Origin of the sequence: Trueperella sp. HMSC08B05 (assembly GCF_001808405.1) — a bacterium.
In the GTDB taxonomy this organism is placed as follows: domain Bacteria; phylum Actinomycetota; class Actinomycetes; order Actinomycetales; family Actinomycetaceae; genus Trueperella; species Trueperella bernardiae.
Map to the genome: position 1 here is coordinate 1 of NZ_KV793272.1, position 26780 is coordinate 26780.

Annotated in this window: 23 protein-coding genes and 1 tRNA gene; 11 read left to right on the forward strand and 13 right to left on the reverse strand. The window is 66.7% G+C overall.

The window, feature by feature from the left end; translation table 11 throughout:
• Positions 1-417 precede the first annotated feature (417 nt).
• From HMPREF3167_RS08015 to gatC, 4 genes are all read right to left on the reverse strand, one after another.
• Complete coding sequence (locus HMPREF3167_RS08015) at positions 418-1806, reverse strand: NAD(P)-dependent malic enzyme (protein ID WP_062613511.1); 1389 nt, start codon at positions 1804-1806, stop codon at positions 418-420.
• A 187-nt stretch (positions 1807-1993) separates the two neighbouring features.
• A complete protein-coding gene (gene gatB / locus HMPREF3167_RS08020; protein WP_062613510.1) occupies positions 1994-3490 on the reverse strand; it encodes an Asp-tRNA(Asn)/Glu-tRNA(Gln) amidotransferase subunit GatB in 1497 nt (498 codons plus the stop codon).
• Positions 3491-3492: 2 nt separating this feature from the next.
• Entirely contained in the window at positions 3493-4989 is a 1497-nt protein-coding gene (gene gatA, locus HMPREF3167_RS08025; protein ID WP_070446378.1) for an Asp-tRNA(Asn)/Glu-tRNA(Gln) amidotransferase subunit GatA, read from the reverse strand.
• Complete coding sequence (gatC, locus tag HMPREF3167_RS08030; RefSeq protein WP_068538715.1) at positions 4989-5288, reverse strand: Asp-tRNA(Asn)/Glu-tRNA(Gln) amidotransferase subunit GatC; 300 nt, start codon at positions 5286-5288, stop codon at positions 4989-4991. Before gatC ends, gatA begins: the two co-directional genes overlap by 1 nt.
• 34 nt (positions 5289-5322) lie before the next feature.
• Between gatC and HMPREF3167_RS08035 the strand changes: the two genes are divergently transcribed.
• Positions 5323-6582: a phospholipase D-like domain-containing protein gene (locus HMPREF3167_RS08035; protein WP_070446380.1), complete on the forward strand. Its 1260-nt coding sequence runs from the start codon at positions 5323-5325 to the stop codon at positions 6580-6582.
• A gap of 210 nt (positions 6583-6792) precedes the next feature.
• Here the strand turns inward: HMPREF3167_RS08035 and HMPREF3167_RS08040 are convergent, their stop codons facing one another.
• On the reverse strand, positions 6793-9444 hold the full coding sequence (locus HMPREF3167_RS08040; protein WP_246825754.1) for an NAD-dependent DNA ligase LigA: 2652 nt from the start codon (positions 9442-9444) through the stop codon (positions 6793-6795).
• 52 nt (positions 9445-9496) lie between these two features.
• Between HMPREF3167_RS08040 and HMPREF3167_RS08045 the strand changes: the two genes are divergently transcribed.
• The 6 genes from HMPREF3167_RS08045 (at position 9497) to HMPREF3167_RS08070 (ending at position 15599) form a co-directional block, all read left to right on the forward strand.
• Positions 9497-10243, forward strand: coding sequence for an SOS response-associated peptidase (locus tag HMPREF3167_RS08045; RefSeq protein ID WP_068538712.1), 747 nt, complete (start codon positions 9497-9499; stop codon positions 10241-10243).
• A 52-nt stretch (positions 10244-10295) separates the two neighbouring features.
• Positions 10296-11483, forward strand: coding sequence for a sensor histidine kinase (locus HMPREF3167_RS08050; protein ID WP_070446384.1), 1188 nt, complete (start codon positions 10296-10298; stop codon positions 11481-11483).
• Positions 11476-12162: a response regulator gene (locus tag HMPREF3167_RS08055; protein WP_062613503.1), complete on the forward strand. Its 687-nt coding sequence runs from the start codon at positions 11476-11478 to the stop codon at positions 12160-12162. The genes HMPREF3167_RS08050 and HMPREF3167_RS08055 overlap by 8 nt, the downstream gene beginning before the upstream one ends.
• The gene (locus HMPREF3167_RS08060) at positions 12159-12884 is read left to right on the forward strand and encodes an ATP-binding cassette domain-containing protein (protein ID WP_068538710.1); all 726 of its coding nucleotides are present in this window, start codon (positions 12159-12161) and stop codon (positions 12882-12884) included. The genes HMPREF3167_RS08055 and HMPREF3167_RS08060 overlap by 4 nt, the downstream gene beginning before the upstream one ends.
• Positions 12884-15265, forward strand: coding sequence for an ABC transporter permease (locus HMPREF3167_RS08065; RefSeq protein WP_070446386.1), 2382 nt, complete (start codon positions 12884-12886; stop codon positions 15263-15265). Before HMPREF3167_RS08060 ends, HMPREF3167_RS08065 begins: the two co-directional genes overlap by 1 nt.
• A 91-nt stretch (positions 15266-15356) precedes the next feature.
• A complete protein-coding gene (locus HMPREF3167_RS08070) occupies positions 15357-15599 on the forward strand; it encodes a WhiB family transcriptional regulator (protein ID WP_062613500.1) in 243 nt (80 codons plus the stop codon).
• 65 nt (positions 15600-15664) lie between these two features.
• Here the strand turns inward: HMPREF3167_RS08070 and HMPREF3167_RS08075 are convergent, their stop codons facing one another.
• Positions 15665-17092: a sensor histidine kinase gene (locus HMPREF3167_RS08075; protein WP_062613499.1), complete on the reverse strand. Its 1428-nt coding sequence runs from the start codon at positions 17090-17092 to the stop codon at positions 15665-15667.
• 39 nt (positions 17093-17131) lie between these two features.
• Here HMPREF3167_RS08075 and HMPREF3167_RS08080 point away from each other — a divergent pair, with 39 nt between their 5' ends.
• From HMPREF3167_RS08080 to HMPREF3167_RS08090, 3 genes are read left to right on the forward strand one after another with little or no spacing between them, the layout of a single operon-like run.
• Positions 17132-17641 (forward strand): DUF2505 domain-containing protein, encoded by a 510-nt coding sequence (locus tag HMPREF3167_RS08080; RefSeq protein ID WP_062613498.1) that lies wholly within the window; start codon positions 17132-17134, stop codon positions 17639-17641.
• Entirely contained in the window at positions 17638-18438 is an 801-nt protein-coding gene (locus tag HMPREF3167_RS08085; RefSeq protein WP_070446388.1) for a thymidylate synthase, read from the forward strand. The genes HMPREF3167_RS08080 and HMPREF3167_RS08085 overlap by 4 nt, the downstream gene beginning before the upstream one ends.
• Before the next feature lie 8 nt (positions 18439-18446).
• Positions 18447-18998, forward strand: coding sequence for a dihydrofolate reductase (locus HMPREF3167_RS08090; protein ID WP_210382987.1), 552 nt, complete (start codon positions 18447-18449; stop codon positions 18996-18998).
• Between the two features lie 100 nt (positions 18999-19098).
• Here the strand turns inward: HMPREF3167_RS08090 and HMPREF3167_RS08095 are convergent, their stop codons facing one another.
• The 5 genes from HMPREF3167_RS08095 to HMPREF3167_RS08115 all read right to left on the reverse strand — a co-directional run bounded on the left by HMPREF3167_RS08095 (position 19099) and on the right by HMPREF3167_RS08115 (position 24609).
• Positions 19099-19737, reverse strand: coding sequence for a CE1759 family FMN reductase (locus HMPREF3167_RS08095; RefSeq protein ID WP_070446392.1), 639 nt, complete (start codon positions 19735-19737; stop codon positions 19099-19101).
• On the reverse strand, positions 19734-20942 hold the full coding sequence (locus tag HMPREF3167_RS08100) for an LLM class flavin-dependent oxidoreductase (RefSeq protein WP_082661151.1): 1209 nt from the start codon (positions 20940-20942) through the stop codon (positions 19734-19736). The genes HMPREF3167_RS08095 and HMPREF3167_RS08100 overlap by 4 nt, the downstream gene beginning before the upstream one ends.
• 210 nt (positions 20943-21152) lie before the next feature.
• Positions 21153-21905, reverse strand: coding sequence for a succinate dehydrogenase/fumarate reductase iron-sulfur subunit (locus tag HMPREF3167_RS08105; RefSeq protein WP_070446394.1), 753 nt, complete (start codon positions 21903-21905; stop codon positions 21153-21155).
• Positions 21902-23920, reverse strand: a complete 2019-nt coding sequence (locus HMPREF3167_RS08110) for a fumarate reductase/succinate dehydrogenase flavoprotein subunit (protein ID WP_083281135.1) — start codon at positions 23918-23920, stop codon at positions 21902-21904. Before HMPREF3167_RS08110 ends, HMPREF3167_RS08105 begins: the two co-directional genes overlap by 4 nt.
• Entirely contained in the window at positions 23917-24609 is a 693-nt protein-coding gene (locus HMPREF3167_RS08115) for a succinate dehydrogenase cytochrome b subunit (protein ID WP_062613493.1), read from the reverse strand. The genes HMPREF3167_RS08110 and HMPREF3167_RS08115 overlap by 4 nt, the downstream gene beginning before the upstream one ends.
• A gap of 162 nt (positions 24610-24771) precedes the next feature.
• Between HMPREF3167_RS08115 and HMPREF3167_RS08120 the strand changes: the two genes are divergently transcribed.
• Positions 24772-25767, forward strand: a complete 996-nt coding sequence (locus HMPREF3167_RS08120) for a calcium:cation antiporter (protein ID WP_148132429.1) — start codon at positions 24772-24774, stop codon at positions 25765-25767.
• A 210-nt stretch (positions 25768-25977) separates the two neighbouring features.
• On the opposite strand, the gene HMPREF3167_RS08125 is transcribed toward HMPREF3167_RS08120, so the two are convergent.
• A tRNA-Met gene (locus HMPREF3167_RS08125) sits at positions 25978-26051 on the reverse strand.
• Between the two features lie 197 nt (positions 26052-26248).
• The coding region (locus tag HMPREF3167_RS08130) for an FG-GAP repeat domain-containing protein (protein ID WP_168160845.1) at positions 26249-26780 on the reverse strand (532 nt) is incomplete at its 5' end.

Sequence of the window (26780 nt, forward strand, 5' to 3'; positions counted from 1 at the left end):
CACTATTGAGATATCAAACAACACACCCACTCGCGAGACCAGCGAGTGTTCTTCGCTGCGCCCCTCGGGAGCAACCTCTCCAACTTACTTCATCTTTCGACCGGAGTCAAATACCGGTGTCTAGATCACATAATCGGAAAGATGTTTGCCGCTCGTCCCGCGAGTCTCACGCTCCGGCGGCAAGAAAAGAATTTACACACCTTGCGCCCACAACGTCAAACTTCAGCGCCGTGCCCCTCCTCACACCGCTCTGAACTGCGAAAACAGGCGGAAAGGCCGACCGTGACGCATGACATAGGGCTGGGGGCGCGTCGGAATCGGCGCGCCCCCAGCGATCTGTGCTATATGCGGGCTCCCTTTCGCGCTCCAAGTGCCCGGCGTGCCCGCCGCTTGCGCGCATTCACGCCCTTTTCTTTACTACTGCCCGTTGGCGAACTCCTCGCGAATCGCGCCCGCCACCTTCTCAGCCAGGTCGGGCGTGAAGACACCCGGAATGATGAACGCCGAATTCAGCTCCGCCGGCTCCACCGCCGCCGCAATCGCGTTCGCGGCAACCACCAGCATCTGGTCGGTCACCTCGCCCGCCCGCACGTCCAGCATTCCGCGGAACAAACCCGGGAAGGCCAGCACGTTGTTTATCTGGTTCGGATAGTCCGACCGGCCCGTGGCCACCACCGCCGCATGATCCCCCGCAACGCCCGGATCCACCTCCGGCGTGGGGTTAGCGAGGGCGAACACCACGGCGTCGTCGGCCATGGTCGCGATGTCGTCCCCGTCAAGGATGTTTCCCGCCGAGACGCCGATGAACACGTCCGCGCCCGCCAGTACCTCTTTGAGGCTACCCTGCACCTGGCGCGGGTTGGTGTTTAGCGCCAGCCAGTTGCGGTCCGGGTCGGCCTCCTCGCGGAACGCTCCCAGCGCGCCGTTGCGCCCGCAGCCGATGATATCGTGGGCGCCCTGGCTCGTGAGCAGGCGGATGATGGCGTTGCCGGCCGCACCTACGCCCGACACCACAATCCGCACGTCCTCGATCTTCTTGTGAACCACCTTCAGCGCGTTAATCAGCGCCGCCAGCACCACAACCGCGGTGCCGTGCTGATCGTCATGGAAGACCGGAATGTCGAGCTCCTCGCGCAGCCTGCGCTCGATCTCGAAACACCGCGGCGCCGAGATGTCCTCCAAGTTGATCCCCGCAAACCCGGGCGCGATCGCCTTTACGATCGCAATCATCTCCTCGGTGTCCTTCGTGTCCAGGCATACCGGCCACGCATCCACGCCTGCGAAATTCTTGAACAGCGCCGCCTTGCCCTCCATGACGGGCATCGCGGCCAGCGGCCCGATATCCCCCAGGCCCAGCACGGCCGTCCCATCGGTTACGACGGCGACCGTGTTGCGCTTAATCGTGAGCCTGCGCGCCTCACTCGGATCCTCCACGATCCTCTCGCAGATCGCCGCCACACCCGGCGTGTAAATCTTCGACAGGTCCTGGCGCGTCTTCAGCGGGCGCTTGAGCGTCACCTCGATCTTACCGCCCAGGTGGGCCTGCACGGTCGCGTCGTGAATCCCATGCACGATCACGCCCTCGGTGCGTTGCAGCTTCTTGCGGATCTTCTTCGCGTGATCCAGGTCGTGCGTCATGCACGTGACGTCGAACAGCAGGTGCTCGTCGTCGGAACGCACCATGTCAATTCCCGTGATCAGCGCGTCTTCGTAGCTGATTTCGTTGGTGATACGCGGCACTGCGTGATCGTCGTAGGGAATCTCGATGCGCAACGTCACCGCATAACTCGGTCTCGGCTTTGCCATATTCTGCCTTGTCTCTCGTACTTGCGGGATTATTCTGTCAGGTCACCGGGCCCAAGGCCCCAAAGTTTCATCCACCGGGAAACCCCGTATCACCACGCGCCTCCGCCCACCGACCAGTGACCTCGCAAGGGAAAACCCCGGCGACCATCCGCCGGGGTTCCCGCACACGCTACCGCGCCCTGAGCACTTAGGCCTGGCCCGAGCGCTCCATGATGAGCTCGCGCACGCGCGCCGCATCCGCCTTGCCGCGGGTGGCCTTCATGACCGCGCCCACGATCGCTCCGGCTGCCTGCACCTTGCCCGCCCGGATCTTCTCCAGCACGTCCGGGTTCGCGGCCAGCGCCTCGTCTACGGCGGCACCGAGCGCCCCGTCGTCGGACACAACCTCCAGCCCGCGCGACGCCGCCACCTCAGCCGGGCTGCCCTCCCCGGCCAACACCCCATCCAGGGCTTGGCGGGCGAGCTTATCGGTCAGCTTGCCGCTTTGTACCAGCCCATCCAGTTCGGCGACATCGGCCGCACTCACCGGCACGTCAGCCAGCGCCAGCTCGTTGTCCTTCGCGTAGCGGGCCAGCTCACCCATCCACCACTTGCGAGCACCCGCCGGGCTCGCCCCGGCGTCCACCGAATCGCTGATGAAGTCCAGCGCGTCGGCGTTGACGATGTCACGCATCTCCATCTCCGACACGCCCCACTCGGCCGTCAGCCGCTTACGACGCGCGGCCGGCATCTCCGGCAACGACGCGCGGATCTCCTCCACCCACTCCGCCGGAGGCGCGATCGGCACCAGGTCCGGCTCGGGGAAGTAACGGTAGTCGTCAGCATCCGACTTGGGCCGGCCGGGCGACGTCGTCGAATTGGCCTCCTGCCAATGCCGCGTCTCCTGCAACACGGCCTGGCCCGAGGACAGCACCGCGGCCTGGCGGCACATCTCGAACTCGACCGCACGGGCGATCGCGCGGAAGGAGTTGACGTTCTTCGTCTCCGTGCGCGTGCCCAGCGGCGCGTCCGGGCTGGGGCGCAGCGACACGTTCACATCGGCGCGGACGTTGCCACGCTCCATGCGCGCCTCCGACACCCCGATCGCGCGCGCAATATCGCGGATGGTCTGCACGTACTTCGCAGCTACCTCCGGCGCCCGCGCCCCCGCGCCCTCAATCGGGCGGGTCACGATCTCCACCAGCGGCACGCCCGCACGGTTGTAATCCACCAGCGAATGCGTGGCGCCCTGCAGGCGGCCCTCGCCACCCACGTGCGTGTTCTTGCCCGCGTCCTCCTCCACGTGCGCGCGCTCGATGAGCACGCGGAAGACTTCGCCGTCGTCGAGCTCCACATCAAGGTGGCCGTCGTAGGCGATCGGCTCGTCCGACTGGGAGGTCTGGAAGTTCTTCGACAGGTCCGGGTAGAAGTAGTTCTTCCGCGCAAACCGGCACGATTCAGCGATCTTGCAGTTGAGCGCCAGGCCGAGCCGGATCGCATACTCGATTGCCTTCTTGTTCACCACCGGCAACGCGCCCGGCAGGCCAAGCGAGACCGGGGTGGTGTTAACGTTGGGCTCCCCGCCAAACTCGTTGGGGGCGGCGTCGAACATCTTCGTCGTCGTGGCGAGCTCCACGTGCACCTCAAGCCCGAGCACCGGGTCGAAGTTCGCGGCGACCTCGTCAAAATCCATCAATTCTTCCATCTCTACTTCTCCCCCACTTCGATCGGGCACTCGCGGGCGGAGGGGTCCGTGACCGCCTCCACCATCGCCGCCACCTTGTACATGCGCGCGTCCTCATGCGCCGGCGCGATCACCTGGAAGCCCACAGGCAACCCGTCCGCCAGCCCCGCCGGCACCGACACCGCCGGTACGCCCGCCAGGTTCGCCGGCGTGGTGGTCATATCATTCATGTACATCGCCATCAGGTCATCCTTCTTCGAGCCAAACTCGAAGGCGACCGTGGGGGCCGTGGGCGTGACCAGAACATCCACCTGCTCAAACGCCGCGTCCAGGTCCCGATGCACGAGCGTGCGCACCTTCAGCGCCGAGCCGTAGAACTGGTCATAGTGGCCCGAGCTCAGCGCGTACGTGCCCAGGATGATGCGGCGCTTCACCTCCGCACCAAACATCGCCCCGCGCGTGGCCGACATCATCGTCTCAGCCGTGACCGGCCCAGACTCCGGCTCCACACGGTTGCCATACCGCACCCCATCAAAGCGCGCCAGATTCGAGGAGACCTCCGCCGGCATGATGAGGTAGTACGCCGCAATCGCCGAATCAAACGCCGGGCAGGACACCTCCGTGACCTCCGCCCCGCGCGCCCTCAGCTTCTCCACGGTCTCCTCAAAGACGGCGAGCACGCCCGGCTCGAAGCCATCCCCCGACATCTCCTTCACCACGCCGATCCGCAGGCCCGCCAGATCCTGCGCGGCCATGCCCTCGGCCGCCGCGTCGTGCAGGCCGGTCGCAACCTGGGGCAGCGACGTCGAATCGTGCGGATCGTGGCTGGAAAGGATCTCCTGCAGGGCCGCCGCGTCGACAACCGTGCGAGCACACGGGCCCACCTGGTCCAACGACGACGCCATCGCCACCACGCCATAACGCGACACGTTGCCGTACGTGGGCTTGGCGCCCACCGTGCCCGTCACCGCGCCCGGCTGACGGATCGAACCGCCCGTATCCGAGCCCAGCGCCCACGGCACCATGTACGCCGCCACCGCCGCGGCCGAGCCGCCACCCGAACCACCCGGAATCAGGTTTTCGCCCCACGGATTCGTGGTGGGGCCAAACGCCGAATTCTCCGTGGACGAACCCATCGCGAACTCGTCCATGTTCGTGTGCCCCACGATCGGCAGCCGGGCCTCCTTGAGGTTCTTCACCACCGTGGCGTCATAGGGTGAAATCCAGCCCTCCAGCATCTTCGAACCACACGTCACCGGGGTACCCAGCTGGCAGATATTGTCCTTGATCGCAACCGGAACACCGGCGAAAGGCGGCAACTCCTTGCCAGCCACGCGATCGGCGTCGACAGCCCGCGCAACCTCGAGCGCGCCATCGGCGTCAACGAAAAGAAACGCATTCAGGTGCCCGTTCTCCGCCTCAATCCGGTCAAGGCACGCCTGCGTCAACTCAACCGAGGTGACCTCGCCGGCGCGCAACATCGCCGCCAGCTCGACTGCAGACTTCTTCAGCAACTCCATTATTCCTCCCCCAAGATCTGCGGCACCGCGAACTTACCGTCCTCATTGGCTGGCGCCGAAGCAAATACCAGGTCAAGATCCAGCTTTTCAGTGCCCACCACATCCTCACGCCACACGTTCGTGAGCGGAATCGGATGGGAGGTAGCCGGAACATCGGAGGAAGCGACCGCGGAGACCTTCTCCATCGCGTCCGAGACCGTGGACAGCTCGCCAGCGAACTGCTCGATCTCCGCGTCCGTCAGGGAAATGCGTGCGAGGTCGGCCAGGCGGGCCACCTCGTCTTTTGAAAACTTTGACATGAGGAAAGTCTAACCCGTTCGATACTATTAGCACATGTCACGCTTCCTGCGACCAAATCGCGAAACCCCCAAGCGTCTCCTCAAGTACGGGGTGCTCGCCGGCGTCGGTGCCCAGCTCGCCACCGTCGCCGCCGTCCTCGCCGTGGACGAACACCGCAAACGTCGCAACCCGCCCACCGGCAAATTCCCCACCCTGCCCCCACGCACCACCACCGTCTCCGGCTCCGACCTCACCGTCTACACCTTCGGCGAAGACCTCTATGCCGACATGCTCGAAGCTATCGACGGCGCGCGCGAGCAAGTCTTCTTCGAGACCTACATCATCAAGGCCGACGAGGTCGGCTACCAGTTCCGCAATGCCCTCATCGCCGCCGCCCGGCGCGGCGTGCAGGTGTACATCATCATCGACACCTTCGGCAACCTCAACCAAGACCCACGCTTTCGGAACTTCCCCGAACAAGAGAACCTGCACGTCATCCTCTTCCCCCTCCTACGCACCGGCATCTTCACCGGCAACGGACGCGACCGCGGCTTCGATCACCGCAAGCTGCTGGTGGTCGACCAGGAGATCGGATTCGTTGGCGGCTACAACATCGGCTCCCTCTACGCCGACACCTGGCGCGACACCCACCTACGCATCAAAGGCCCGTCCGTGTGGGAGCTTGAGAACGCGTTCGTCGACATGTGGAACGTCTACCGGCCCAACTCCCAACCCGAGCTGCCCGACCGCGGGCTGTCGCACTGGTCGTCGAAAGTGATCGCCACGCAAAACGTGCCCGCCTTCAAGTCCTACCCCGTGCGCGCCTCCTACCTCGGCGCCATCGACCGGGCCTACCACCACGTCTACATCACCATGGGCTACTTCATTCCCGACGCCGGGATCCTCCACTCCCTCATCTCCGCCGCGAGGCGCGGGGTGGATGTGCGAGTGCTCATCCCCGAGTATTCGAACCACATCGTGGCCGACTGGGTGGGTCGGCCCTACTACAAGGACCTGCTGGCCTCCGGGGTGCGGATCTTCCTCTACCGGGAAGCCATGATCCACGCCAAAACCATGACCGTGGACGGCATCTGGTCCACCGTCGGCACCACCAACATTGACCGGATCTCCATGGACGGCAACTTCGAAATCAACGTCGAAGTGTTCAACAACCCGTTCGCCAAGATCATGGAGGAGATCTTCGAGCTGGACATGTCCAACTCCCGCGAGCTCACTGCCGCCCAATGGTCTCAGCGCAGCACCCTGGCCCGGGTCACAGAGCGGATCCTGCGCCCGCTGGCCCCGCTACTCTAAGGTCAGCGCGCGGGGCAGTTTTCCCTGGCCGGATTTGAACTTGTTGGACGGTATCGAGTCCACCGCCACGTGGACTCACGCCCTCATCGAGCAAACGGCGAAGCTCCAGGAGCGTTTAACGACGACACTCCGGCGCGACTACCCGCGCTGGCCGATCGGCGACCTCACCCGCCTAACGCTACGCCCACGCACGCCGCACCGCCGCCCCCCCTAGCCGTCCGCCCGGCCGAGCCTGCGCAGGAACTCCTCCGCGCTCCAGGTCTCAATGCCGAGCGCCTCCGCCTTCGTAGTCTTCGACGCGCCCGGGTTTTCCCCGATCCCCACCACGGTGGTCTTCTTCGACACCGAGCCGGTGGCCTTACCACCCGCCTTCATGATCGCCTCGGCCACCCCGTCACGCGTGAAGCCTTCCACCGCGCCGGTCACCACGATCGTCATGCCCTCGAACGGCCGCACGACGCCGTCCGCGCCCTCCGCACCATCCGTGCCGGTCCCACCGGCTGGGCGCTCGTCCTCAAAAGTGACCCCGGCCGCCCGCCAGGCGTCCACGATCTCGCAATGCCAGGGTTCCTCGAACCAGTCGAGCAGCGAGCGGCCGATGATCTCGCCCACCCCGTCGATCTCGGAGAAGGGCGCCTCCCCCGCCTCCACCTGGGCGCGCCCTGAGGCCAGCATCGCCTCCAGCGAGCCGAAGTGGGCCGCGAGCGCCCGTGAGGCCACCGGCCCCACGTGGCGGATGTTGAGCGCCACGAGCTTGCGCCACAGCTCCTTCGTCTTTGCCTTCTCGATTTCGGCGAGCACCTTCTCCAACGTCTTCGACGGTGCCGAGATCGTCTTCACCTCGAAGCCCGCCCGCGCGGCACCCTCCGGCGCGGCCCCCTCCGCGGCTCTGCCCGCACCCGCCTCGCCCGCGCGCCCGGTCCGCGACCACGCCGGCTTGGTCCAGCCGGCCCTCACGTAGCGCCAGTCACCCGTGTGCTCGCCGGCAAGCCGAATCGGTAGCCATGTTCGCACACCCTCCAGGCTCGCGGCCGTGAGGGCGAACAGCTGCGCCTCGGTGTCAAGGAAGGGCTTCTGTGCTGTGGGGATCCCGAGCTCGCGCTGGAGCTCCTCCCCAATCACGCCCTCCGGGTCGAGCAGCGCCCCGTCCTCATTCGTGATTCCCAGCTCCACCCGCTGCTCAAGCGTAAGCACGATCCGCACGCGCGGGTCGGCCGCGTCCTCCAGCGGCCAGCCGGCCTCATGCGCGGCGAGCGCCTCCTCATCCGTGAGCTCAATCGCGTGCCCGGTGGCGAGCGCGATCAGCACGTCGGCCCGGTAACGGTCCGGATCGGCCAGCCACTGCGCGGACTCCTCCCCCAGCGATTCGATGTCGAGCGCACCGCGCGAGCCGATGTGGATCACCCGCTGGTGCAACTGCGCGGGGCACGAGCGCGTGTTCGTACACCGCAGGTCCTTATCCCCCTCTTTCGCCGGCGCGATCTTGCCCCCGCACGCGGGGCAGTGCGTGGGCATGACGAAGGCACGCTCCGAGCCGTCCCGTTCCGCCAGCACCGGGCCCACCACCTCGGGGATGATGTCGCCCGCCTTGCGTAAGATCACCACGTCGCCGATCATCACGCCCTTACGCTCCACCTCGAATGGGTTGTGCAAGGTGGCTTGGGCCACCGTGGAGCCGTCCACCCACACCGGCTCCATCACCGCGAACGGCGTGACGCGCCCCGTGCGGCCCACCTGCACCTGGATATCGAGCAGCCGGGTCTGGACCTCGGTGGGCGGGAACTTGTAGGCCACCGCCCAGCGCGGCACGCGCGCCGTGTAGCCAAGCTGTGCCTGCACGCGCCGGTCCTCCAGCTTGATGACCACGCCGTCAAACTCGTGATCGAGCGACGCCCGCGCCCCCTGAAACTCATCGAGGTAATCCTCAATCTCCGCCAGAGTGGACACCATCCGCGTCTGCCCCGACACGGGCAGCCCCCACGCCCGGAACACCTCATAGACGCCCTCCTGGGTGGCCATCTTTTCCTGCAGTGCCTCCGAGGCGCCCTCGAGAGCCCCGATCCCGTGGGCGATGAAACTCAGCGATTTGATCGCGAAGCCCGTGTTGTCTTCCTGGCGCATCGTTCCAGCCGCCGCGTTGCGCGGGTTGACGAACGTCTTGAGTAGCCCCTCGCGCTGCAGGCGCGGTAGCGGCGCCAGCCCCTCCTTCGCCCGGCCGGCGTTCTTGGCACGCAGCGCCTTGTTATAGGCATCGATCTCCTGGTTGCGCCGCGCCACCTCCTCGTTGCGCGCCTCCACCAGATCGTTGAATTCGGTGAACTTCGCGATCGGGAAGTAGACCTCCCCGCGCACCTCCACCAGTTCCGGCCACTCCTCCCCCGAAAGCCGCGCGGGGATCGCCTGGATCGCGAGCGCGTTGCGCGTCACGTCCTCGCCCGTCACCCCGTCCCCGCGCGTGGCCGCGGTCTCCAGCACGCCGCCGCGGTACGTCAGGTTGAGCGCCAGCCCGTCGATCTTCACCTCGGCCGTAAACCGACTCCCTTCCGGCAGTTCGCCCGTGATCCCGGCAAACCACGTGGCCAGCTCCTCGCGGCTGAACACGTCCTGTAGCGAGTACATGCGCTCGGCATGGCGCAGCTCGGCCACCGCCCCGCGCGCCACCTTCGCCCCCACCTTCATCGTGGGCGACTGCGGGCTCCACAGCTGTGGGAAGCGATCCTCGAGCGCGCGCATCTGCGCAATCAGCGAGTCATACGTGGCGTCCACCATGATCGGCTCGCCCGTCGAATGGTAGGCCTCCTGCGCGCGGCGCAGCTTGGGCGCCAGCTCATTCCAGCGTGTTGTTGCTTCTTCGATATTCACCCCCTCATTGTCTCCCATCCCTCCGACATTTTTCTTCCAGTAGGCTGGGGGCATGTGTGGACGATACGCAACCACGATGTCTCGGACCGACATCCAGCTCGAGTTCCGCCTCGACGTCGCCGCCGACTCCTACTCCCCCACCCCCAACTGGAACGTCGCGCCCACCCAGGACATCCCCATCGTCCTCGAGCGCCCGCCCCAGCCCGGGGATGAGCCGCTTCGCGACGCCGTCACCCCACCCGCGTCCACACCTCCCGAAGCGCCCGACTCCCCTGGCGAGGAGGGCGCGCCCGGCGTCGTTCGCGCCCTCACCCCGGCGTTTTGGGGGCTCATCGCGCCGTGGGCGAAGGACACCACCCGGCCGATGATCAACGCGCGCATGGAGACGCTGGCCGAGAAGCGTATGTTCGCGCCAGCCCTGAAGAAGCGGCGGTGCATTATCCCGGCGTCGGGGTACTTTGAGTGGCGCAAGCCGGACAAGACCCCGCTCTACCTCTACCGCGAATCCGGCCCGCTCGCGTTCGCAGGCTTGTACGGCTGGTGGAAGGACGGGCAGGAGTGGCTGCTGACGGCCGCGATCGTCACGCGCGCGGCCGAGGTCGAACTGGCGCAGATCCACGATCGGGTGCCACTCATCCTTGAGCCCTCCGAGTACGACATGTGGCTCGACCCCGCCAACGACGACCCCGCGCTGCTCACCGCTCTCGAACGCCCCGGACCCCAGCTGTCCTTCCACGAGGTGGGCCAGGCGGTGGGTAACGTGCGCAACAACTCACCGCAGAACATCGCCCGCACCTGAGGCACACCCCCGGTATGAAAGGCGTCCGATTTTTACCCCGTACCCTAATGCCATGAACGAATTTGCCACCGTCCGCGGATCCTTCCCCGGCGACTTGCTGTTGGCACTCCTGGTCGCCTTCCTCACGTTGCTGATCCCCGCTGACGTGCTCGGCATCGACCTCCTCCACGACGCGCTACTGTATACTTCCGGCGTCGCCACCGTGCTCGGCACCTTCTTCCGCCGCACGCACCCCGTCCCCGCCGGCATCACGGTCTACCTGGCGGCGCTCGTGCGCTACGTGGCCTTCCCCACCGAGTTCTTCCCGCAGGACGTGGCCGTCCTCCTCGCGCTCTACGCTGTGCTCGCCTTCGGCTCGGCCACAATGAAGATCCCCGCGATCCTGGGCGCCTGCTTCGGCGCGTTCCTCCTCGTGCTGCCGTACGCGGGTAGCGAGTCCCCCCACCTGCTCGTCATCTTCCTCGTCTTCGCCGGCCAGGCCATCGTCATCGCCACGGCGGCGGTGGCCCTGTTGCGCCGCGCCCAGTACGACCAACTCGACCACATCATCGTCGACGCCCAGATCGCCCAGGTCAACGCCGAGCGCGACGCCGAGCTCGCCGTCGTCTCCGAACGCACCCGCATCGCCCGCGAAATGCACGACATCGTGGCCCACACCCTCTCCGTCGTCATCGCCCAGGCCGACGGGGGGCGCTACGCCGCCAAAAACAACCCCGAAGCGGCGGTGCGCGCGCTCGACGTCATCGCCGACATGTCCCGTGCGGCCCTCGGCGACATCCGCTCCATCATCGGCGTGCTCCGCGACCCGGAGGAAATCGACGCCCCGCTCGCGCCTGAGCCCGTCGACGCCGACCTGCTCCAGCTGGTCGAGCAGGTGCGCTCCGCCGGCCACGAGGTCGCCCTGGTGACCACCGGCTCCCAGCGCCCACTGCCAGTTGGCGTGGGCAAGGCCCTCTACCGTATCTGCCAAGAGGCCCTCACCAACTCCCTCAAGCACGCCGGCCCCGACGCCGCCATCACGGTCTCCCTCCACTGGCGCCCGGCCGAAGTGGTGCTCGACATCAGCGACAACGGCCGCGGGGCCGCCACCTTCAACGACGGCAAGGGCCACGGAATCATCGGCATGACCGAGCGGGCCGCCGTCTTCGGCGGTACTGTGGTCAGCGGACCGCGCTCGAGCGGCGGATTTAGAGTGACAGCAACAATTCCAACCCCCGGCGAAAGGAACAGTCATGTGTGACAAGATTCGGGTGGGCCTCATCGACGATCAGGACCTGGTGCGCAGCGGGTTTTCCATGGTCATCGACTCCCAAGACGACATGTGTACCGTGCTCGAGGCCTCGCACGGCAAGCAGGCCCTGGATCGGCTGGCACTCGTGCCGGTCGACGTCGTGCTCATGGACATCCGCATGCCCGGCATGGACGGGCTGGAGACCACCGAGCGGATCAACCAGATGGAATTCCCGCACGGGGTGCGCCCGAAGGTCATCATTCTCACCACCTTCGACCTGGACGAGTACGTCATGCGCGCCATCCGCGGCGGCGCCTCCGGCTTCCTCCTCAAGGACGCCCCGCCGGACCAGATGCTCTCCTCCATCCGCACCGTCCACCGTGGCGACGCCGTCATCGCGCCGTCGTCCACCAAGCGCCTCGTGTCCTACATCGCCCAGAAAGCGGTGGAGGATCGCGCGTTGCGCCCGCAGATTGTCGACGTGCTCACCGAACGTGAGCGCGAAGTGCTCTACCACATGGCCAAGGGGCTATCGAACACGGAGATCGGCGAGGAGCTCGATGTCGCCCAGGCCACGATCAAGACCCACGTGGGGCGCATCTTCGCCAAGCTCGGCGCCCGTGACAGGGTGCAGGCCGTGGTGCTCGCCTACGAAGCCGGGCTCGTGCGCCCGGGTGATCTCGGGTGATTGAGGCCGAGTACGTCCGCCTCGACAGCGGCGTGGGCCGCCAGCGTCGCACCGTCCTCGACGACGTCTCCCTCACCATCCCCGACTCCTCCATTACCACCGTGCTTGGTGGGCTCGACTCCGACATGTCGGCCCTCATGAACGTGCTGGGCGGGATGGAGCGCGTCACCTCGGGTAGCGTGGTGGTCGACGGCGTCGACCTCGCCAGCACCTCCGACGCTGAGCGCGAGCGCATGCGCGCCTCCACGTTCGCCCTGCTGTTCAAGCAGGACAACCTCCTGCCCGCGCTCACCCTTGGGGAGAACCTGGACCTGCCCGCCAAGCTCAACGGCACGCGCGTGAGCACGCAGGAGCGCACGGAGATCATCGACCTGTTCGGCCTGTCCCAGGTGCTCGGCCACTACCCTGACGCGGTTCCGCTCATCGAGCAGAACAAGTGCGCGCTCGCCGCCCTCGTCATGGCCGGGCGCCGCGTGGTCCTGTGCGACGAGCCCACCGACGGCTTCACCCGCGCCGACCGGGAGACCCTGTACGCGCTGCTGCGGGTGTGTGCCCGCGAGCGCGGCATGACCGTGGTGACCTTCACCTCCAACCCGATGTCCGCCGTGTCTGCCGACAGGGTGTACCTCATGACCGACTCGCGCATCACCGCCGAGCTCAACGCCCCCACCCTCGATTCGATCCTCGATACCCTGCGTGTCATCTTCAGCGAGGAACCCTGATGCTGCGCCAGCAACTCGAGCATCACTGGCCCTCCCACCTGCTTGCCGGCGTGGCACTGACCTACGCCGCCGCCATGGTATTCTTCGTCACCACCATGCTGGGGTTCGCCGACCACACGCTGGCCCTGTCGGTGAAGAAGTCGATCCCGCACTCGGACCTGGTGGTGTATTCGGAGGCCGACACGGCCCTGGCCGTTGCCGAGCAGATCGGCGAGCTGGACCAGGTGGAGACCGTCTTCGTCGATTCTTCGCTTCTGGCCGAGGTACTGACCGAGACCGAGCACCTGCCCGTCTCCATCCGCTCCCTCGCCCCGCCCGTGCTACGTACCCAGGAGATCATCTTCGGTGAATTCCCCGCATCCCCGCGCGAGATCGCGGTGACCCACCAGCTGGCCAGCGCCCTCCACGTCCAGGCCGGCGACGAGCTGACCGTGGCGGGAGGGGACGTGGCCAAGCGATATAGCGTCTCCGGGATCTATACCCGCTCCCGGCTCCTTGACCCGGTGGGCTTCGAGGCGATCACCACCGAACCCAACCCCAACTTCGTGGCCGCCCAAGGCAACGAGCAGGGCGGGATCGAGGTGCGCGTCCTTCCCACCGCCGACCCCGATACCCTCCAGGCGGAAATCCTCGAGATCCCTGGCACCGTGGTGGTCAACGCCCAGGACCGCTACGACGTCGAATATGCCCGCCAGCGCGACGCCCTGGATACCCTGACCGAGGCCACTCCCTGGCTGCTCACCACCGCCTTCATCACCGCCACCACGGTGGTCTACATGACCGTGGTCGGCGTGGCCCGCCGGCGCACCACCGAGAGCCAGGCCCTGCGCTCCCTCGGCCTGTCGGCCCTGCGCCGCCACCGGATGCTCGGCCGGGAGGTCGGCGTCGTCGCCGGTCTCACCTATCTGCTCGGCATCGGGGTGGGCTACGCGGGGGCGATGGGTGCCTCCTCCATCGCGCGCGCCGAAAGCGGGGCCCCCTTCCTGCCCGCGAGCATCGGCTTCCCCGCCGCGGCAACGTTCTGGGCGTTCGTGGCTGTGGCCCTCGCCACGGTGATCGGCACCGCCACCGGCATCCTGTCCACCTACCTGCGCACCACCAACGCCTGGAAACCTGCCATCCGCACGGCCAGCCCCGCCATCGTGCTTTTCGCTGCCGCCTTCCTGTACGCCACGGTCGCAATGCCCGGCGCGCTGAGCGCGAACGTGAGCGCGGGCGGCGTCGTCGTCTCACTGCTGGCCCTCGCAGCTGCCACGCTGGTCGCGTACGGGGTGATCGTCGTCGTGACGAGGCGCCTGACCAAGTCCTTCCACGTCGGCTCAGCCTTCTCACTCCTGCCGCGATCGCTCACCGCCACGATGACCACCGTGTCGCTGTTCGTCATCCTCATGTCCTCCGCAGCGCTCGGTGCCCTCCACACCACCTACTCCACGCTCACCGCCAACGACGACCGCCTCGCCAACCTCTTCGACCTGTCCATCACCGCCGGGGTCACCTCCGCTTCCATTTCCGACGCCGACATCCAGGCCGTGCACGACTGGGGCGGAGCCTCTGCCACCCTCACCTACCACCTGCTCAACACCTCCGGATGGGAGCCCGAAGACTTCCAGCCCGGGGCACTGTATGCCGTGGATCCCGGGGAGGCCGAGGACTACCTCGGGCGGCGGATCGAGCCGGGCACGCTGCTCGTTCCGCGCGGGACCAACAACGTGCCGAGCTCCATGAACCTCACCTACGTCGACGCCAAAGGATTCACCCGCTCGACGAACGTGAACGTGACCGTTGCCGACGTGCCCTTCGCGCTCATCTCCTCGGCCGGGCTGGGCGACCTCGAGCCCACCGCCATGTGGATCCGGCTCGCCGACCACCACCACATCTCCGAGGACTTCAGCCGCCTCGAAGCCTCCCTCACCCCCGGTGAGGACCGGCCCTTCCTCACCCTCGCCATCACACCCCCGCAAGAGGCGCCCGCGAACGTGTCACAAATCGCGGCCATCATCCAAACGAGCGTCATCGCCGTGCTTGGCTTCGCCGCCTACCTGCACGTGCCCCGGTACCTCGCCGACCAGTCCCTCGAGACCCGCTACCTGCGCTCCAAGGGTATGACCGGGCTGCGCATCCGCCAGCGGCGACTGAGCCAGGGAATGGCAAGCGCCTTCGTGACCTCAGTGACCGGGGTGGGGCTTGGGGTGGGAAGCACCCTCCTGCTCATGACCCTCCACGGGTGGGCCACCCCGCACGAGCCGAGTATCCCGATCGTCACGCTCGCCCTCAACATCGGGTCGATCCTGCTCGGGTGCCTCACCCTTGGCATACTCGGATACCATGTCGACGTGTCAAAGCGCACAAAAGCCCGAGATTACGCGGAAATTGGGCGTTAATCACACTTTTTTTCCTTTACCGGGCACACAAAACCTGAAAAGGTTAAGGGCGTATAAGCCAGTGTTAAACAATGCGTTAGGAGACTAGGTCATGGATTGGCGCCACCGCGCAGAATGCCTCAACGAGGATCCAGAGCTTTTCTTCCCGATCGGCTCCTCGGGTCCCGCCATGGCACAGGTCGAGCGCGCCAAGGCCGTGTGCCAGCGTTGCGACGTCCAGGAGGTGTGCCTTAAATGGGCCCTGGACAACAACCAGGACGCCGGCGTGTGGGGCGGCATGTCGGAAGACGAGCGCCGCACGCTCAAGCGCCGCACGGCGCGCGTGCGCCGCTAATCGCTGGGAGCTTTCGCGGGCCGCGTCAGCGCGGCCCGCTTTTCTTATGCCCGGCCGACCCGGCCCTAGGCCTGGGAACGGATGTTGAGGTCGAGCACCACCACGGTGCCCCCGCCCTCACGAGGGAGCCACTCGATATTGCCCCTGAGCTCGGAGAGCACCATTGTCCTCACGATCTGGGTGCCGAGGCCGGAGGGGCGGTGGTCGCCCACGCCGACGCCATCGTCGGCCACCTCGATGTGGAGCCGGGTGCCGTCGCGTTGGGCGCGGATGTCGAGCCGTCCGCCCCCCGGCAGTCCGTGTTCTATGGCGTTGGAGATGATCTCGTTCATCACCACGCCGAGCGCCGTAGCCTCCTCGGCTCGCACGCGCCCGAAGGTGCCCTCGAACGTGGTGATCACCGGCTCCCCAGTAACGCCAACGTCTCGTACCATGCGCATGACCGGCACGAACACCTGATCGAAGTCCACAACCTCGTCGATGGTTTGTGACAGCTTCTCGTGCACCACGGCGATTGTGGCCACGCGGCGCTGCGCCGTCTCCAGCGCGGCCCGGGTCATGCCCTCCCCTGCACGGCGCGCCTGCATCCGCAGCAGCGCCGACACCGTCTGCAGGTTGTTCTTCACGCGGTGGTTGATCTCGCGGATTGTGGAGTCCTTGCTCATGAGCACGCGCTCTTGGCGGCGCAGCTCGGTGATGTCGCGGCAGAGCACGAGCGCCCCGTGGCGCACGCCCTTGACCAGCAGGGGCACGGCACGGAAGGAGATGACCACGTCGTTGCGCTCGATCTCGGTCATCCACGCGGCCCGGCCCATGAGCACGAGCGGCAGGGCCTCGTCCACGCGGGACACCCCGTCTAGTTCGATCACTTCGGTGGCAAGCATCGCGCCCTGGAGCGGCTTTTCCACGCCGAGCCGGCGCAGGTTAGAGATCGCGTTCGGCGAGGCGTAGATGGTCTCGCCCTCGGTGTCCACGTGAATGAGCCCGTCCGTGACGCGCGGGGTACCGTGCCGGTAGCCCGAAGGCGAGCCGTCGATGGGGAACTCCCCGGTGGTTACCATGGCGATGAGCGCGTCCGCGATCGACTCATAATTGGCGAGCAGCACCATCGGCACGCGGTCCACGAACTTGGCGGTGATCACCCCGAGCACCGCGATGACCTCCCCTTCGAATCGCACGGGCACAAGCCGCACGTCGACGTCGTCGTCGTGCCCAAAAACCTGCTCGCCGGTGGTGGCGGCCTTCTCGATGACGGCCGCCTCGTCGTCGGGGACGATCTCGCCCACGAAGTCGGTTTGGTGGACGGTGGTGGCGGTGGCGGGGCGGGCCTGCGCGGCCGTCATTACGCCCGATTCGACGCGGATGTAGAGGGCAAGGTCGGAGAAGGTGATGTCAGCGATGATCTGCCACTCGCCGGTGAGGTGGTGGAGCCATTCGCGCTGACGCTCGTTCAGGTGCGAGTCACGGCTGAGAATGCGGGAGAGTGTAGACACAGTTCCCACTGTAATGATTAATCGTGTTGAATAGTAGCTATGAAGTTTGTTTCTGAAACCAGCTACGTCGGCCCGCTTGAGCTCGTGCTGGATGTGCTGACGTCGCCCGAGTTGTTCCGCGCACGCACGCGTGCGGCGGGCGTCGCGGAGTTGGCCGATTTTGCCGACGACGGCGCCACGCATTCCTTCCGCCTCCAGGTTCCGACCGAGCAGATCCCGGCGGCGGCGCGCTCCTTCTTCCCACACGGCGCGAAGGTTTTTGCAACGGCCACCCCCGTGGTCCACAACGAGGCCGGGCGCGTGGACGGGGCGAAGATCCCGTACACGATCGATGTGTCGGGCGCGCCCGTGGCCGGCTCGCTCACCTTCCTGCTCGCTGACACCGGCGCGACCACCGCGGCGAAGATCAGCGGCGAGATCAAGGTGTCGGTGCCTTTTATTGGTGGCCGAATCGAGAAGATGGTGGTAGACCAGCTGAGTAAGGTCATTGCCAAGGATACTGATCTGGTCAACGCCGAGGTCCTGCGGCGGCGCACGGAGGAAGAATGATTAACCGTCAATACGAGGATCTGCTGGCCGACGTCCTAGAAAACGGAGAGCGCAAGGGCGACCGCACCGGCACTGGCACGCTGTCCGTGTTTGGCCGCCAGCTGCGCTACAACCTGGCCGAGGGCTTTCCGCGCATCACCACGAAGTTTGTAGCGATGAAGGCGGTCAAAGGCGAACTGCTGTGGTTTTTGCGCGGGGATACGAATGTGCGCTGGCTTCAGGAGCGCGGGATTTCCATTTGGGATGAGTGGGCTGACGACGACGGCGAACTCGGGCCCGTCTATGGCTACCAGTGGCGTTCGTGGCCGGCCCCGTCCGGAGATCACATTGACCAGATCGCGAACGTGGTAGAGAAGTTGAAGAAGAACCCGGATTCGCGGCGGATGATTGTGTCGGCGTGGAATGTGGCCGACCTCGACGACATGGCCCTGCAGCCCTGCCACGCCCTGTTCCAGTTCTATGTGGCCGGCGGCAAGCTGTCCTGCCAACTGTACCAACGGTCGGCGGACCTGTTCTTGGGCGTGCCGTTCAACATCGCCTCCTACTCCTTGCTCACGCACATGGTGGCCCAGCAGGCGGGGTTGGACGTGGGCGATTTCGTGTGGACGGGCGGGGACTGCCACATTTATTTGAACCATGTGGACCAGGTGCGTGAGCAGATCTCGCGCGAACCCTACCCCTTCCCTACGCTCGAGCTGAAGAAGGCCGACTCCATTTTCGACTACGACATGGACGACATCCTCGCCTCCCAGGGATACCAGCATCACCCCGCGATTCACGCCCCGGTGGCCGTGTAATGCTGGGGATGATCTGGGCCCAGGGGCATGAGCGGGCGATCGGCCGCGGCGGCGCGATGGCCTGGCACCTGCCCGAAGACATGCGGTTTTTCCGGCGCATGACCACCGGCCACCCCGTCATCATGGGCCGCCGGACGTGGGAGTCACTCGACGAGCGCTACCGCCCGCTGCCCGGGCGCACGAACATCGTGCTCACCCGGGACGAGAGCTTTTCCTCCGACGACGCCCTGGTGGCCCGCTCGCTGGATAAGGCGATCGCCCTGGGCGAGGAGGCCGCTGGCGAGGGGCTCGTGTGGATCGTGGGCGGGGCGCAACTGTATGAGGCGGCGATGAAGAAGGCGGACGGCGTCGTGGTCACGGACATCGACATCGACGTTCCCGACGCCGACGCGTTCGCCCCCGCCATCCCGTTCAACTGGGAACCCGTGGGCACCGAGCCCTTCCGCGGGTGGCACGTGGCCGAGAACGGCATACGCTTCCGGGTAAGCGCCTACAGGCGCCGCCGCTCCGGCTTTGTCCCCGGGGATTTGGCCGCCGCGCTCGGCGAGCTGCCGCTCTAGTCTCCCAGCAGGTCCGACATCGGCGTGAAGTCCGCGAACAGGGCCTTCGCTTCGGCGACGTCATCCGACTGACTGTCGACCGGCTGGCTGTCGGCCGCATTCACGACGCCGGCGCCCGCCCCGCGCCTGAACCCGCCTGCCCCGCGCCCACAACACCGTCGCCCGCGCCTGCCTGGCCGGCAACCAAGCTGCCCGCGGGCCGCCCGGCCTGGGCGATGACCGCCAGCTCGTCCATCGCGCGCCGGATTCGGCGGCGCAGGCTCGCCCCGCCCTCGGCGTCGGAATCGGCGGCGTGCGCGCCGAAGTCCTCGGTGGCAGCGTAGACCGCAGTCGTCACAACGTTCGCGTGAAGGTAGGTCATCATCGGCCGGATCGCGTGCTCGGTGACGAGCGAGTGCCGGGGCGTGCCGCCCGTCGCACCGATCGCCACGGGCTTGCCGGCCAGGTACCCCTCGGGCAGCACGTCAAAGAAGGACTTGAACAGGCCCGAGTAGGAGGCGTTGTAGGCCGGCGTCACCGCGATGAGCGCCTCCGCGCCCCTCACCTGCTCGAAGGCCTTAGCGAGCGCGGGCAAGGGGAAGCCGGTGAGCATCGCGTCGGTGACGTCGTGGGCCAGCTCGCGCAGCGAGATCATCTGCACCTGCCCGCCGTGCGCGCTCACGTACGCCTCCGCCATCGCCCGGCCCAGCTGCTGCGTGGTCGAGGACTCCGACAGCGACGCCGACACCACCGCGATCATCGCTCGCCCTCCGCGTCTCGCAGGAGCTGGTCGGCGAGGTTGACGGAGGCCGCCTGGGTGTCCTGCTGGGCGTAGAAGGAGGCGCCGGTGACGTCGTCGACGTACGTCTTGCCCTCCTCGTACGCGATTCCCGCCTCACGACGCGCGGCCACCCGAGCGGCGTGCGTGGGGGCGTCCGGCACACCGGGCTTCCGCATCGCCTCGAACTCCTTGCGCATGACAGGCACGATCTCGCCCAGGTAGTCGAGCTGTTCAAGCACGGTCCTGAGCGGCAGGCCGGCGTGGTCGATGAGGAAGAGCTGGCGCTGGTAGTCCCCCACATGCTCGCGGAAGCCGAGCGTGCGGTCGATGACCTCCTGCGGGGAGCCGACCGTCAACGGGGTCTGCTCCGAGAAGTCCTCGAGCGAGGGTCCGTGCCCGTACACGGGCGCGTTGTCGAAGTAGGGGCGGAACTCGCGCTTGGCGGTCTGCGAATCCTTCGCGATGTAGAACTGCCCGCCCAGGCCCACAATCGCCTGCTCGGGCGTGCCGTGCCCGTAGTGGGCGAAGCGCTGGCGGTAGAGCGCGATCATCTGCCGGGTGTGGCTCATCGGCCAGAAGATGTTGTTGTGGAAGAAGCCGTCCCCGTAGTAAGCGGCCTGCTCGGCAATCTCCGGCGAGCGGATCGAGCCATGCCAGACGAAGGGCGCCACCCCATCCAGCGGGCGCGGGGTGGACGTGAAGCCACGCAGAGGCGTGCGGAACTTGCCCTGCCAGTCCACCTCCTCTTCCTCCCACAGCCGGCGCAGCAGCGCGTAATTCTCAATCGCGAGCGGGATACCCTGGCGGATATCCTGGCCAAACCACGGGTAAACCGGGCCCGTGTTGCCGCGGCCCATCATGAGGTCCATCCGCCCGTCCACCAGGTGCTGGAGCATCGCGTAGTCCTCGGCGATCTTCACCGGATCGTTGGTGGTAATGAGCGTGGTCGACGTCGACAGGATAATCTTCTTCGTCTGCGCGCCAATGTAGCCCAGCAAGGTGGTGGGCGAGGAGGAGAAGAAGGGCGGGTTGTGGTGCTCGCCGATCGCGTAGATGTCCATACCCACGTCCTCGGCGTGCTTGGCGATCGTCACCGCGGCCTTGATGCGCTCGGCCTCGCTCGGCGTGCGGCCGGTGGTGGGGTCGGTGGTGATGTCAGAGACGGAAAAGACTCCGAATTGCATGGTGTCTCCTTGGGGCATAATCAGCTTCGGAGACATCCTAGCACATTTAATTGAAACCTCAACTATCCGGGTTCTGCTTCACCTCCCCAGTCTCGGCCACCGGGTTTCGGACGCGACGCAACAGGCCTGCGTCAAACATCAGGACTTAGAGGCTTTTCGTCGCCACAACCGGCGCTTTTGGCCTCAAAGTCCTGATGTTTGACAACCGAGCTACTTATCCAGCCGGCGCATGAAGGACGCCCGCAACCTCTCCTTGTTGACGGCGGCCACCGCCGCGAGCGGCACGTTCGCCGGACACACCGCCGCGCACTCCCCATAGTTCGAGCACGGCCCGAAGTTCCGATCCGCCACCGCGATCATCGCTTTCGCCCGGAGCGCCCGCTCCTTCGACGGCAGCGGCAGCATCGCCAGGTGAGTGAGCTTCGCACCCACGAACAGGTGGGCTGCGCCGTTGGGGCAGGCCGCCACGCACGCCCCGCACCCGATGCACGCGGCGAAATCGAGGGCGTCCTCCACGGTGGTGTGGTCCACCGGCACGGAGTCGGCGTCGGGGGCCGTGCCCGCGTTGATCGCCACGTGGGCGCCGGCCTCGAGCACCTCGTCGAGCTTGTGGCGGTTGACCATGAGGTCGCGCAGCACGGGGTAGCTGGCCGAGCGCAGCGGCTCGATCCGCACCATCTGCCCGTCCGTGAAGGAGCGCAGGCGCTGGTGGCAGGCCGGCGTGTTGCGCTCCGGACCGTGCGGGGTGCCGCTCACCTGAATGCCGCATGCCCCGCAGATGCCTTCACGGCAGTCGGACTCGAACGCGAAGGGCTCCTTGCCGGAGTTGACCAGCTGCTCGTTAAGGCGGTCCAGGAGCTCGAGGATACTCATCGAGTCGTCCAGACCCTCCATCGTGTGGTATTCGAAGCGGCCCGGGGCGTCCTGCCCGGGCTGACGCCAGATTTCCAATGTCAGTTTCATGAGTAGCTCCTCGTTGCCAACGGCACGGCCGTGAAGGTCAGCGGCTCCATGTGCCGCACGAAACCGTCCGGCGCGCTCTCCCACGCCGAGGCGAAGGCCCAGTGGGCGTCGTCGCGCTTGGCTTCGCCGTCGTCTTGGTATTCGAAGCGGAAGTGGGCCCCGGCCGATTCTTCGCGGTCGAGCGCGTCCACGCACATGAGCTCGGCGAGCTCCAGGAAGTCGGCCACGCGGCCGGCCTTCTCCAGGGTTTGGTTGACCTGCGCATCCCCGCCGGGCACCGACAGGTCCTCCCAGAATTCCCCGCGCAGGCGCCGGACCTTGCCGATCGCCTTCTCCAGGGACTTCTTCGTGCGGCCCACGCCGCAGCCCTCGTACAAGATGGCCCCGAGCTCACGGTGGAACTGGACCGGACCGCGGCTTCCCCCGATCGCGAGGAAGGCGTCCGTGCGGGCCTGTACCCGCTCCAGCGCCTCCCTCACCGGCGCCGAGTCCGGGCCGGGTAGCTCCTCGCCCAGATGCTTGGACAGGTAGTTCGGTACCGAGAACGGCAGGGTGAACCACCCGTCCACGCACGCCGACAGCAGCGAGTTCGCGCCCAGCCGGTTCGCGCCGTGGTACGACCAGCCGGCCTCCCCGCCCACGAACAGCCCGGGGATCGAGCTCATCTGGTCAAAATCGGTCCACAGCCCACCCATCGTGAAGTGAGCTCCCGGCGCGATCCGCATCGGGGTCTCGTACGGGTTCTCACCCGTGGCGTGCTCGTACATGTGGAACAGGTTTCCGTAGCGTTCGGCGATCACGTCCTTGCCCACGGCTCTCATCGCGTCCGAGAAGTCGAGGTAGACCGAGTTCTTTAGCGGCCCCACCCCGTGGCCCGAGTTGATCTGCTCGGTGGCCGCGCGCGAGGCGATGTCGCGCGGGGTGAGGTTGCCGAACGCGGGGTACTTGCGCTCGAGGTAGTAGTCACGCTCGGCGTCGGGAATCTGCTCAGGCGGACGGTCGTCCCCGGCGCGCTTGGGCACCCAGATTCGCCCGTCATTGCGTAGCGACTCCGACATGAGGATCGTCTTCGACTGGAACGGCGAGCTGACCGGCAAGGCGGTGGGGTGGAACTGGACGAAGGAGGCGTGGGCGAGGTAGGCGCCGTGTTTGTGGGCACGCCACGCCGCCGACGCGTTCGAGTTCAACGCCAGCGTGGACTGGAAGTACACCGAGCCATACCCGCCGGTCGCAAGCACAACGGCATGTGCCGGGATCGCCTTCACCTCACCCGTCACGAGGTCGCGGATGACGACGCCGCGGGCCACGCCGTCGTCGATAATGAGGTCCAGCATCTCCGAACGAATGTGCATCGTGACCTTGCCGCGGCGGATCTGGCGCTGGAGCGCCTGCGAGGAGGCGAGCTGGAGTTGCTGGCCGGTCTGGCCGCGCGTGTAGTACGTGCGCGAGACCTGCACGCCGCCAAACGAGCGCGTGGCGAGCGTGCCGCCGTACTCGCGGGCGAAGGGGGCGCCCACCGCGTTCATGTGGTCGATCACGCGGATCGACTCCTCGCCGAGCCGGAAGGCCTCCGCCTCGCGCGAGCGGAAGTCGCCGCCCTTGACCGTGTCGGTGACGAAGCGCTTGAGCGAATCACCATCCACCTTGCGCGCCCGGGCCGCGTTGATGCCCCCCTGGGCCGCCACCGAGTGGGCGCGGCGCGGGGCGTCGTGGTAGGTGACCGAGTGGACGTTGTAGCCCAGCTCCCCCAGCGCCGCGGCACACCCGGCGCCCGCCAGTCCCGTTCCCACGACGACGACCGTGAACTTCTTCGTGTTTAGCGGGCTGACCAACTTGTACGAGTCGCGGCGGCGCTGCCACGCGGTGGCCGGATCGCCATCTGGGATGTTGCCGTCCAAGATCGAGCCAAGGCGTGTGCCGCGCACCTTCGCCGGGGGCGGCGTGAAGTCCGCGGCGAACGCGGGCCGGGCGGCGGCGTCGTCGGAAGAACCGCGCAAGAAATTGAAGAAACTCATGATAGCCACCCCATCTGTACGGCGAGCGGAATTGAGGCGTTGCCCAAGAGGATCGCGATCGCGGCCAGGGCGCCGACCCAGATGAAGACCGAGCGAAGGCGCGCGCCCATCGAACCGAAGTCGACCGCCATGTTGAAGGCGCCATGTGCCACGTGAATCGCAAGCAACACCATGATGAGCACGTAGAAGATCGCCATCGCCGGGCGCTCAAAGGAGCCAACCAGGTTGCCGTAGGCGGCGGACGAGGCGGCCGTGGGCCCGCGGAAGGAATCGGAGGCCACCGGCTGCAGACCAACCGTCAGGTCAAGAATGTGAACAATGAGGAAGCCCAGGATCGCCACGCCCGTCACCGGCATGAGCCGGGCCGAAACCGCCTGGATGCCGTGAAGCTTGCGTGCCCGGTGCTTGCCGCGGAACTTCCGGCCCCGGATGTAGACGATCGACGCCGCCCACACATGCAAGACCAGGCAAGCGCCCAGCACCACGCGCATGATCCAGAGCACGGCCAGCTTCGGGAACAGCGGGTAGAACGCCTCGCGCAGCCAGTGGGCGTAACCGTCGAAGCTGGTAGCACCCATGTAGACCTTGAGATTTCCATACAGGTGGATGAGAACGAAGATCGCCCAAATGGCGCCCGTGACCGCCATGACGACCTTCAACGCCCACGAGGGCGGAGCCTTCAGTTGCATCGTTGCCTCCTTCCTGCCATTGTCCCAGGCCGCAGATGTGATTCTTCACACCTTTGTCCCGAATCGGGTATGCTCGAGGGGTTGCCGGGACGGCCCGGCGCCGCGCTGGTGTTGCCGATCGCTACGCGGCACAGGCGAGGGACGGCCCTCAAGAAAGGGCACATGCCTGCTGTGATTGCATGGTTGGCCATGGGGTTGACCTTGGTGGTTGACCTGTCGGGGCCGGTGACCGTGGCGGGAATCCTCGCCGTCATCATCTATGCCTCCTTCGAGGTGAAGCGGCGGGCGGACGCGCTCTCACGGCGGCTCGGCGAGCCCGTCGGCACGATCATCCTCACCCTGTCGATCATGGTGATCGAGGTGGGAATGGTGGCGAGCGTGCTGCTCGGCCCGGGCACACATGCCTCCATCGCGCGCGACGCCGCCTTCTCCGCCGCGATGCTCATCCTCAACGGGATCCTGGCCGGCGCCATCCTCGCCCACGTGGCCCGGCGCGGGCCGATGCCGATTCGGGCACGGGCGCTGCCTTGGTACCTGGGAACGCTCGGGGTACTCGGCACGGGCGCATTCGTGCTGCCGAGGGCGGTGGGCGAATACCGGGGCGGCTGGGCGGTCATGGCCGGGGTCGGGCTGGTCGCAGCATACGGGGTTTTCATGTGGCGCCAGCTCGGCCCGGGGGCGGGCGACTTCTCCGAAGCCGACTCGCCCCCGCGCTCCTCCGAGCCCGTCGCTCGCAACCTGGTGTGGCTCGTGGTCACCTTGGTGGCGATCGTGGCGCTCTCCCACGCGCTTGGCCCACTGCTCGATGCGACCGTGGGCAACACCGCGATTGTTGGCCTCATCGTGGCGGGCGTGGTCCTCCTGCCCGAGACCGTCACCACGCTCCTTGCCGGCTGGGAAGGGCAGAGCCAGCGCGTGTCAAACCTGACCCACGGCGCGCTCGTATCGGTACTCGGCGGCTCGGTCCCCGCCGTGGTGCTCATCGGGGTCGCCACCGGGCAAGACATCGTGCTTGGCGTGGGAGGCACGGAGCTGGCCCTCCTCGCGGCGACGCTCGGCCTGCAAGCCACGGCGCTGGCAGGCCGGCGATTCAACGCGGCCCACGGGCTGGGGCACCTGACGTTGCTTGCCGCCTACGTGGCGGGACTGCTCGCCTGACGACCGGGGTTCCCGCCCGGCTTCACTCCCCTTCCCCGCGTGTGCAACGGTAATTCCCCATGTGTAACGTTAATAAACTGCTTTTCGCCGTTGCATATTGCGGATTAGCGTTGCATATGGCCAGGCCCTGACGAGCGAGGTGGCTGAGGCGTGGCGGGGTCGGGCAATGCAAAGCCCGGGATCTCGGCTGAGATCCCGGGCTTGTTCTCGTGGCGGGGGCAGGATTTGAACCTACGACCTCCGGGTTATGAGCCCGGCGAGCTACCGAACTGCTCCACCCCGCGTCGGCATCCCCTACTCTATTCAGCCAGCGTCCCGGATTCAAGGTTGGCCGTGGTGCCCTTCCTCACCATCCGCCAAGCTCGCCCAGGCGGGTGGATGCAGACACCGGGGCGGGGGCCCGCGCATGCGAGCCCCCGCCCCTCGATCCGATCAGCGGCAGGCAGACACCGTGTCAGCCAACCCGCCGGCCGTGTGGCCGTTAACCGATCAGATCAATGTTGTCCCAACCGTGGCCGCCCTGGATGGGCTTCGCCCAGCCGCTCTTGCCCGTGTTGTAGTAGGTGAACAGGCGGCCGTCGTTGCGAACGCCGACCAGGTCGAAGCGGCCGTCACCGTTCACGTCGCCCGGGATGGTCGCCTGGACGAAGCTCGACCAGCCGTGGCCGATCTGAGCCGTGTAGGCGATCAAGCCATCGCGGCCGCCCTTGTACAGGAACATCTTGCCATCGTCGCGGATCGCCACGATGTCAGCGTTGCGGTCGCCGCTGAGGTCGCCGGGGCCAAGGATGGTGGCCATCGACGACCAGCCGTGGCCGATCTTCGTGCCAGAGTGCATCCCATTGGCCGTGACGACGTAGCGGTAGAGATCGCCCGTGGCAACGTGGCGTGCCACCACGTACTCGGAGCCCGAGCCTCCCAGCTTGCCGGCGTAGACAATGTTGTCCATGCCGTTCCAGCCATGACCCACCTGCGGGCCCTGGGTCAGGAAACCATCACCCTGAGAGTAGTAG

Excerpts from the sequence above, each read along its gene's own strand:
- HMPREF3167_RS08110 (WP_083281135.1), bottom strand. The coding sequence starts at position 23,920 with ATGAGTTTCTTCAATTTCTTGCGCGGTTCTTCCGACGACGCCGCCGCC.
- HMPREF3167_RS08120 (WP_148132429.1), top strand. The coding sequence starts at position 24,772 with ATGCCTGCTGTGATTGCATGGTTGGCCATGGGGTTGACCTTGGTGGTT.
- HMPREF3167_RS08035 (WP_070446380.1), top strand. The coding sequence starts at position 5,323 with ATGTCACGCTTCCTGCGACCAAATCGCGAAACCCCCAAGCGTCTCCTC.
- HMPREF3167_RS08090 (WP_210382987.1), top strand. The coding sequence starts at position 18,447 with ATGATCTGGGCCCAGGGGCATGAGCGGGCGATCGGCCGCGGCGGCGCG.
- gatA (WP_070446378.1), bottom strand. The coding sequence starts at position 4,989 with ATGGAGTTGCTGAAGAAGTCTGCAGTCGAGCTGGCGGCGATGTTGCGC.
- HMPREF3167_RS08100 (WP_082661151.1), bottom strand. The coding sequence starts at position 20,942 with ATGCAATTCGGAGTCTTTTCCGTCTCTGACATCACCACCGACCCCACC.
- HMPREF3167_RS08080 (WP_062613498.1), top strand. The coding sequence starts at position 17,132 with ATGAAGTTTGTTTCTGAAACCAGCTACGTCGGCCCGCTTGAGCTCGTG.
- HMPREF3167_RS08045 (WP_068538712.1), top strand. The coding sequence starts at position 9,497 with ATGTGTGGACGATACGCAACCACGATGTCTCGGACCGACATCCAGCTC.
- HMPREF3167_RS08055 (WP_062613503.1), top strand. The coding sequence starts at position 11,476 with ATGTGTGACAAGATTCGGGTGGGCCTCATCGACGATCAGGACCTGGTG.
- HMPREF3167_RS08065 (WP_070446386.1), top strand. The coding sequence starts at position 12,884 with ATGCTGCGCCAGCAACTCGAGCATCACTGGCCCTCCCACCTGCTTGCC.
- HMPREF3167_RS08050 (WP_070446384.1), top strand. The coding sequence starts at position 10,296 with ATGAACGAATTTGCCACCGTCCGCGGATCCTTCCCCGGCGACTTGCTG.
- HMPREF3167_RS08085 (WP_070446388.1), top strand. The coding sequence starts at position 17,638 with ATGATTAACCGTCAATACGAGGATCTGCTGGCCGACGTCCTAGAAAAC.
- gatB (WP_062613510.1), bottom strand. The coding sequence starts at position 3,490 with ATGGAAGAATTGATGGATTTTGACGAGGTCGCCGCGAACTTCGACCCG.
- gatC (WP_068538715.1), bottom strand. The coding sequence starts at position 5,288 with ATGTCAAAGTTTTCAAAAGACGAGGTGGCCCGCCTGGCCGACCTCGCA.
- HMPREF3167_RS08105 (WP_070446394.1), bottom strand. The coding sequence starts at position 21,905 with ATGAAACTGACATTGGAAATCTGGCGTCAGCCCGGGCAGGACGCCCCG.
- HMPREF3167_RS08070 (WP_062613500.1), top strand. The coding sequence starts at position 15,357 with ATGGATTGGCGCCACCGCGCAGAATGCCTCAACGAGGATCCAGAGCTT.
- HMPREF3167_RS08015 (WP_062613511.1), bottom strand. The coding sequence starts at position 1,806 with ATGGCAAAGCCGAGACCGAGTTATGCGGTGACGTTGCGCATCGAGATT.
- HMPREF3167_RS08095 (WP_070446392.1), bottom strand. The coding sequence starts at position 19,737 with ATGATCGCGGTGGTGTCGGCGTCGCTGTCGGAGTCCTCGACCACGCAG.
- HMPREF3167_RS08115 (WP_062613493.1), bottom strand. The coding sequence starts at position 24,609 with ATGCAACTGAAGGCTCCGCCCTCGTGGGCGTTGAAGGTCGTCATGGCG.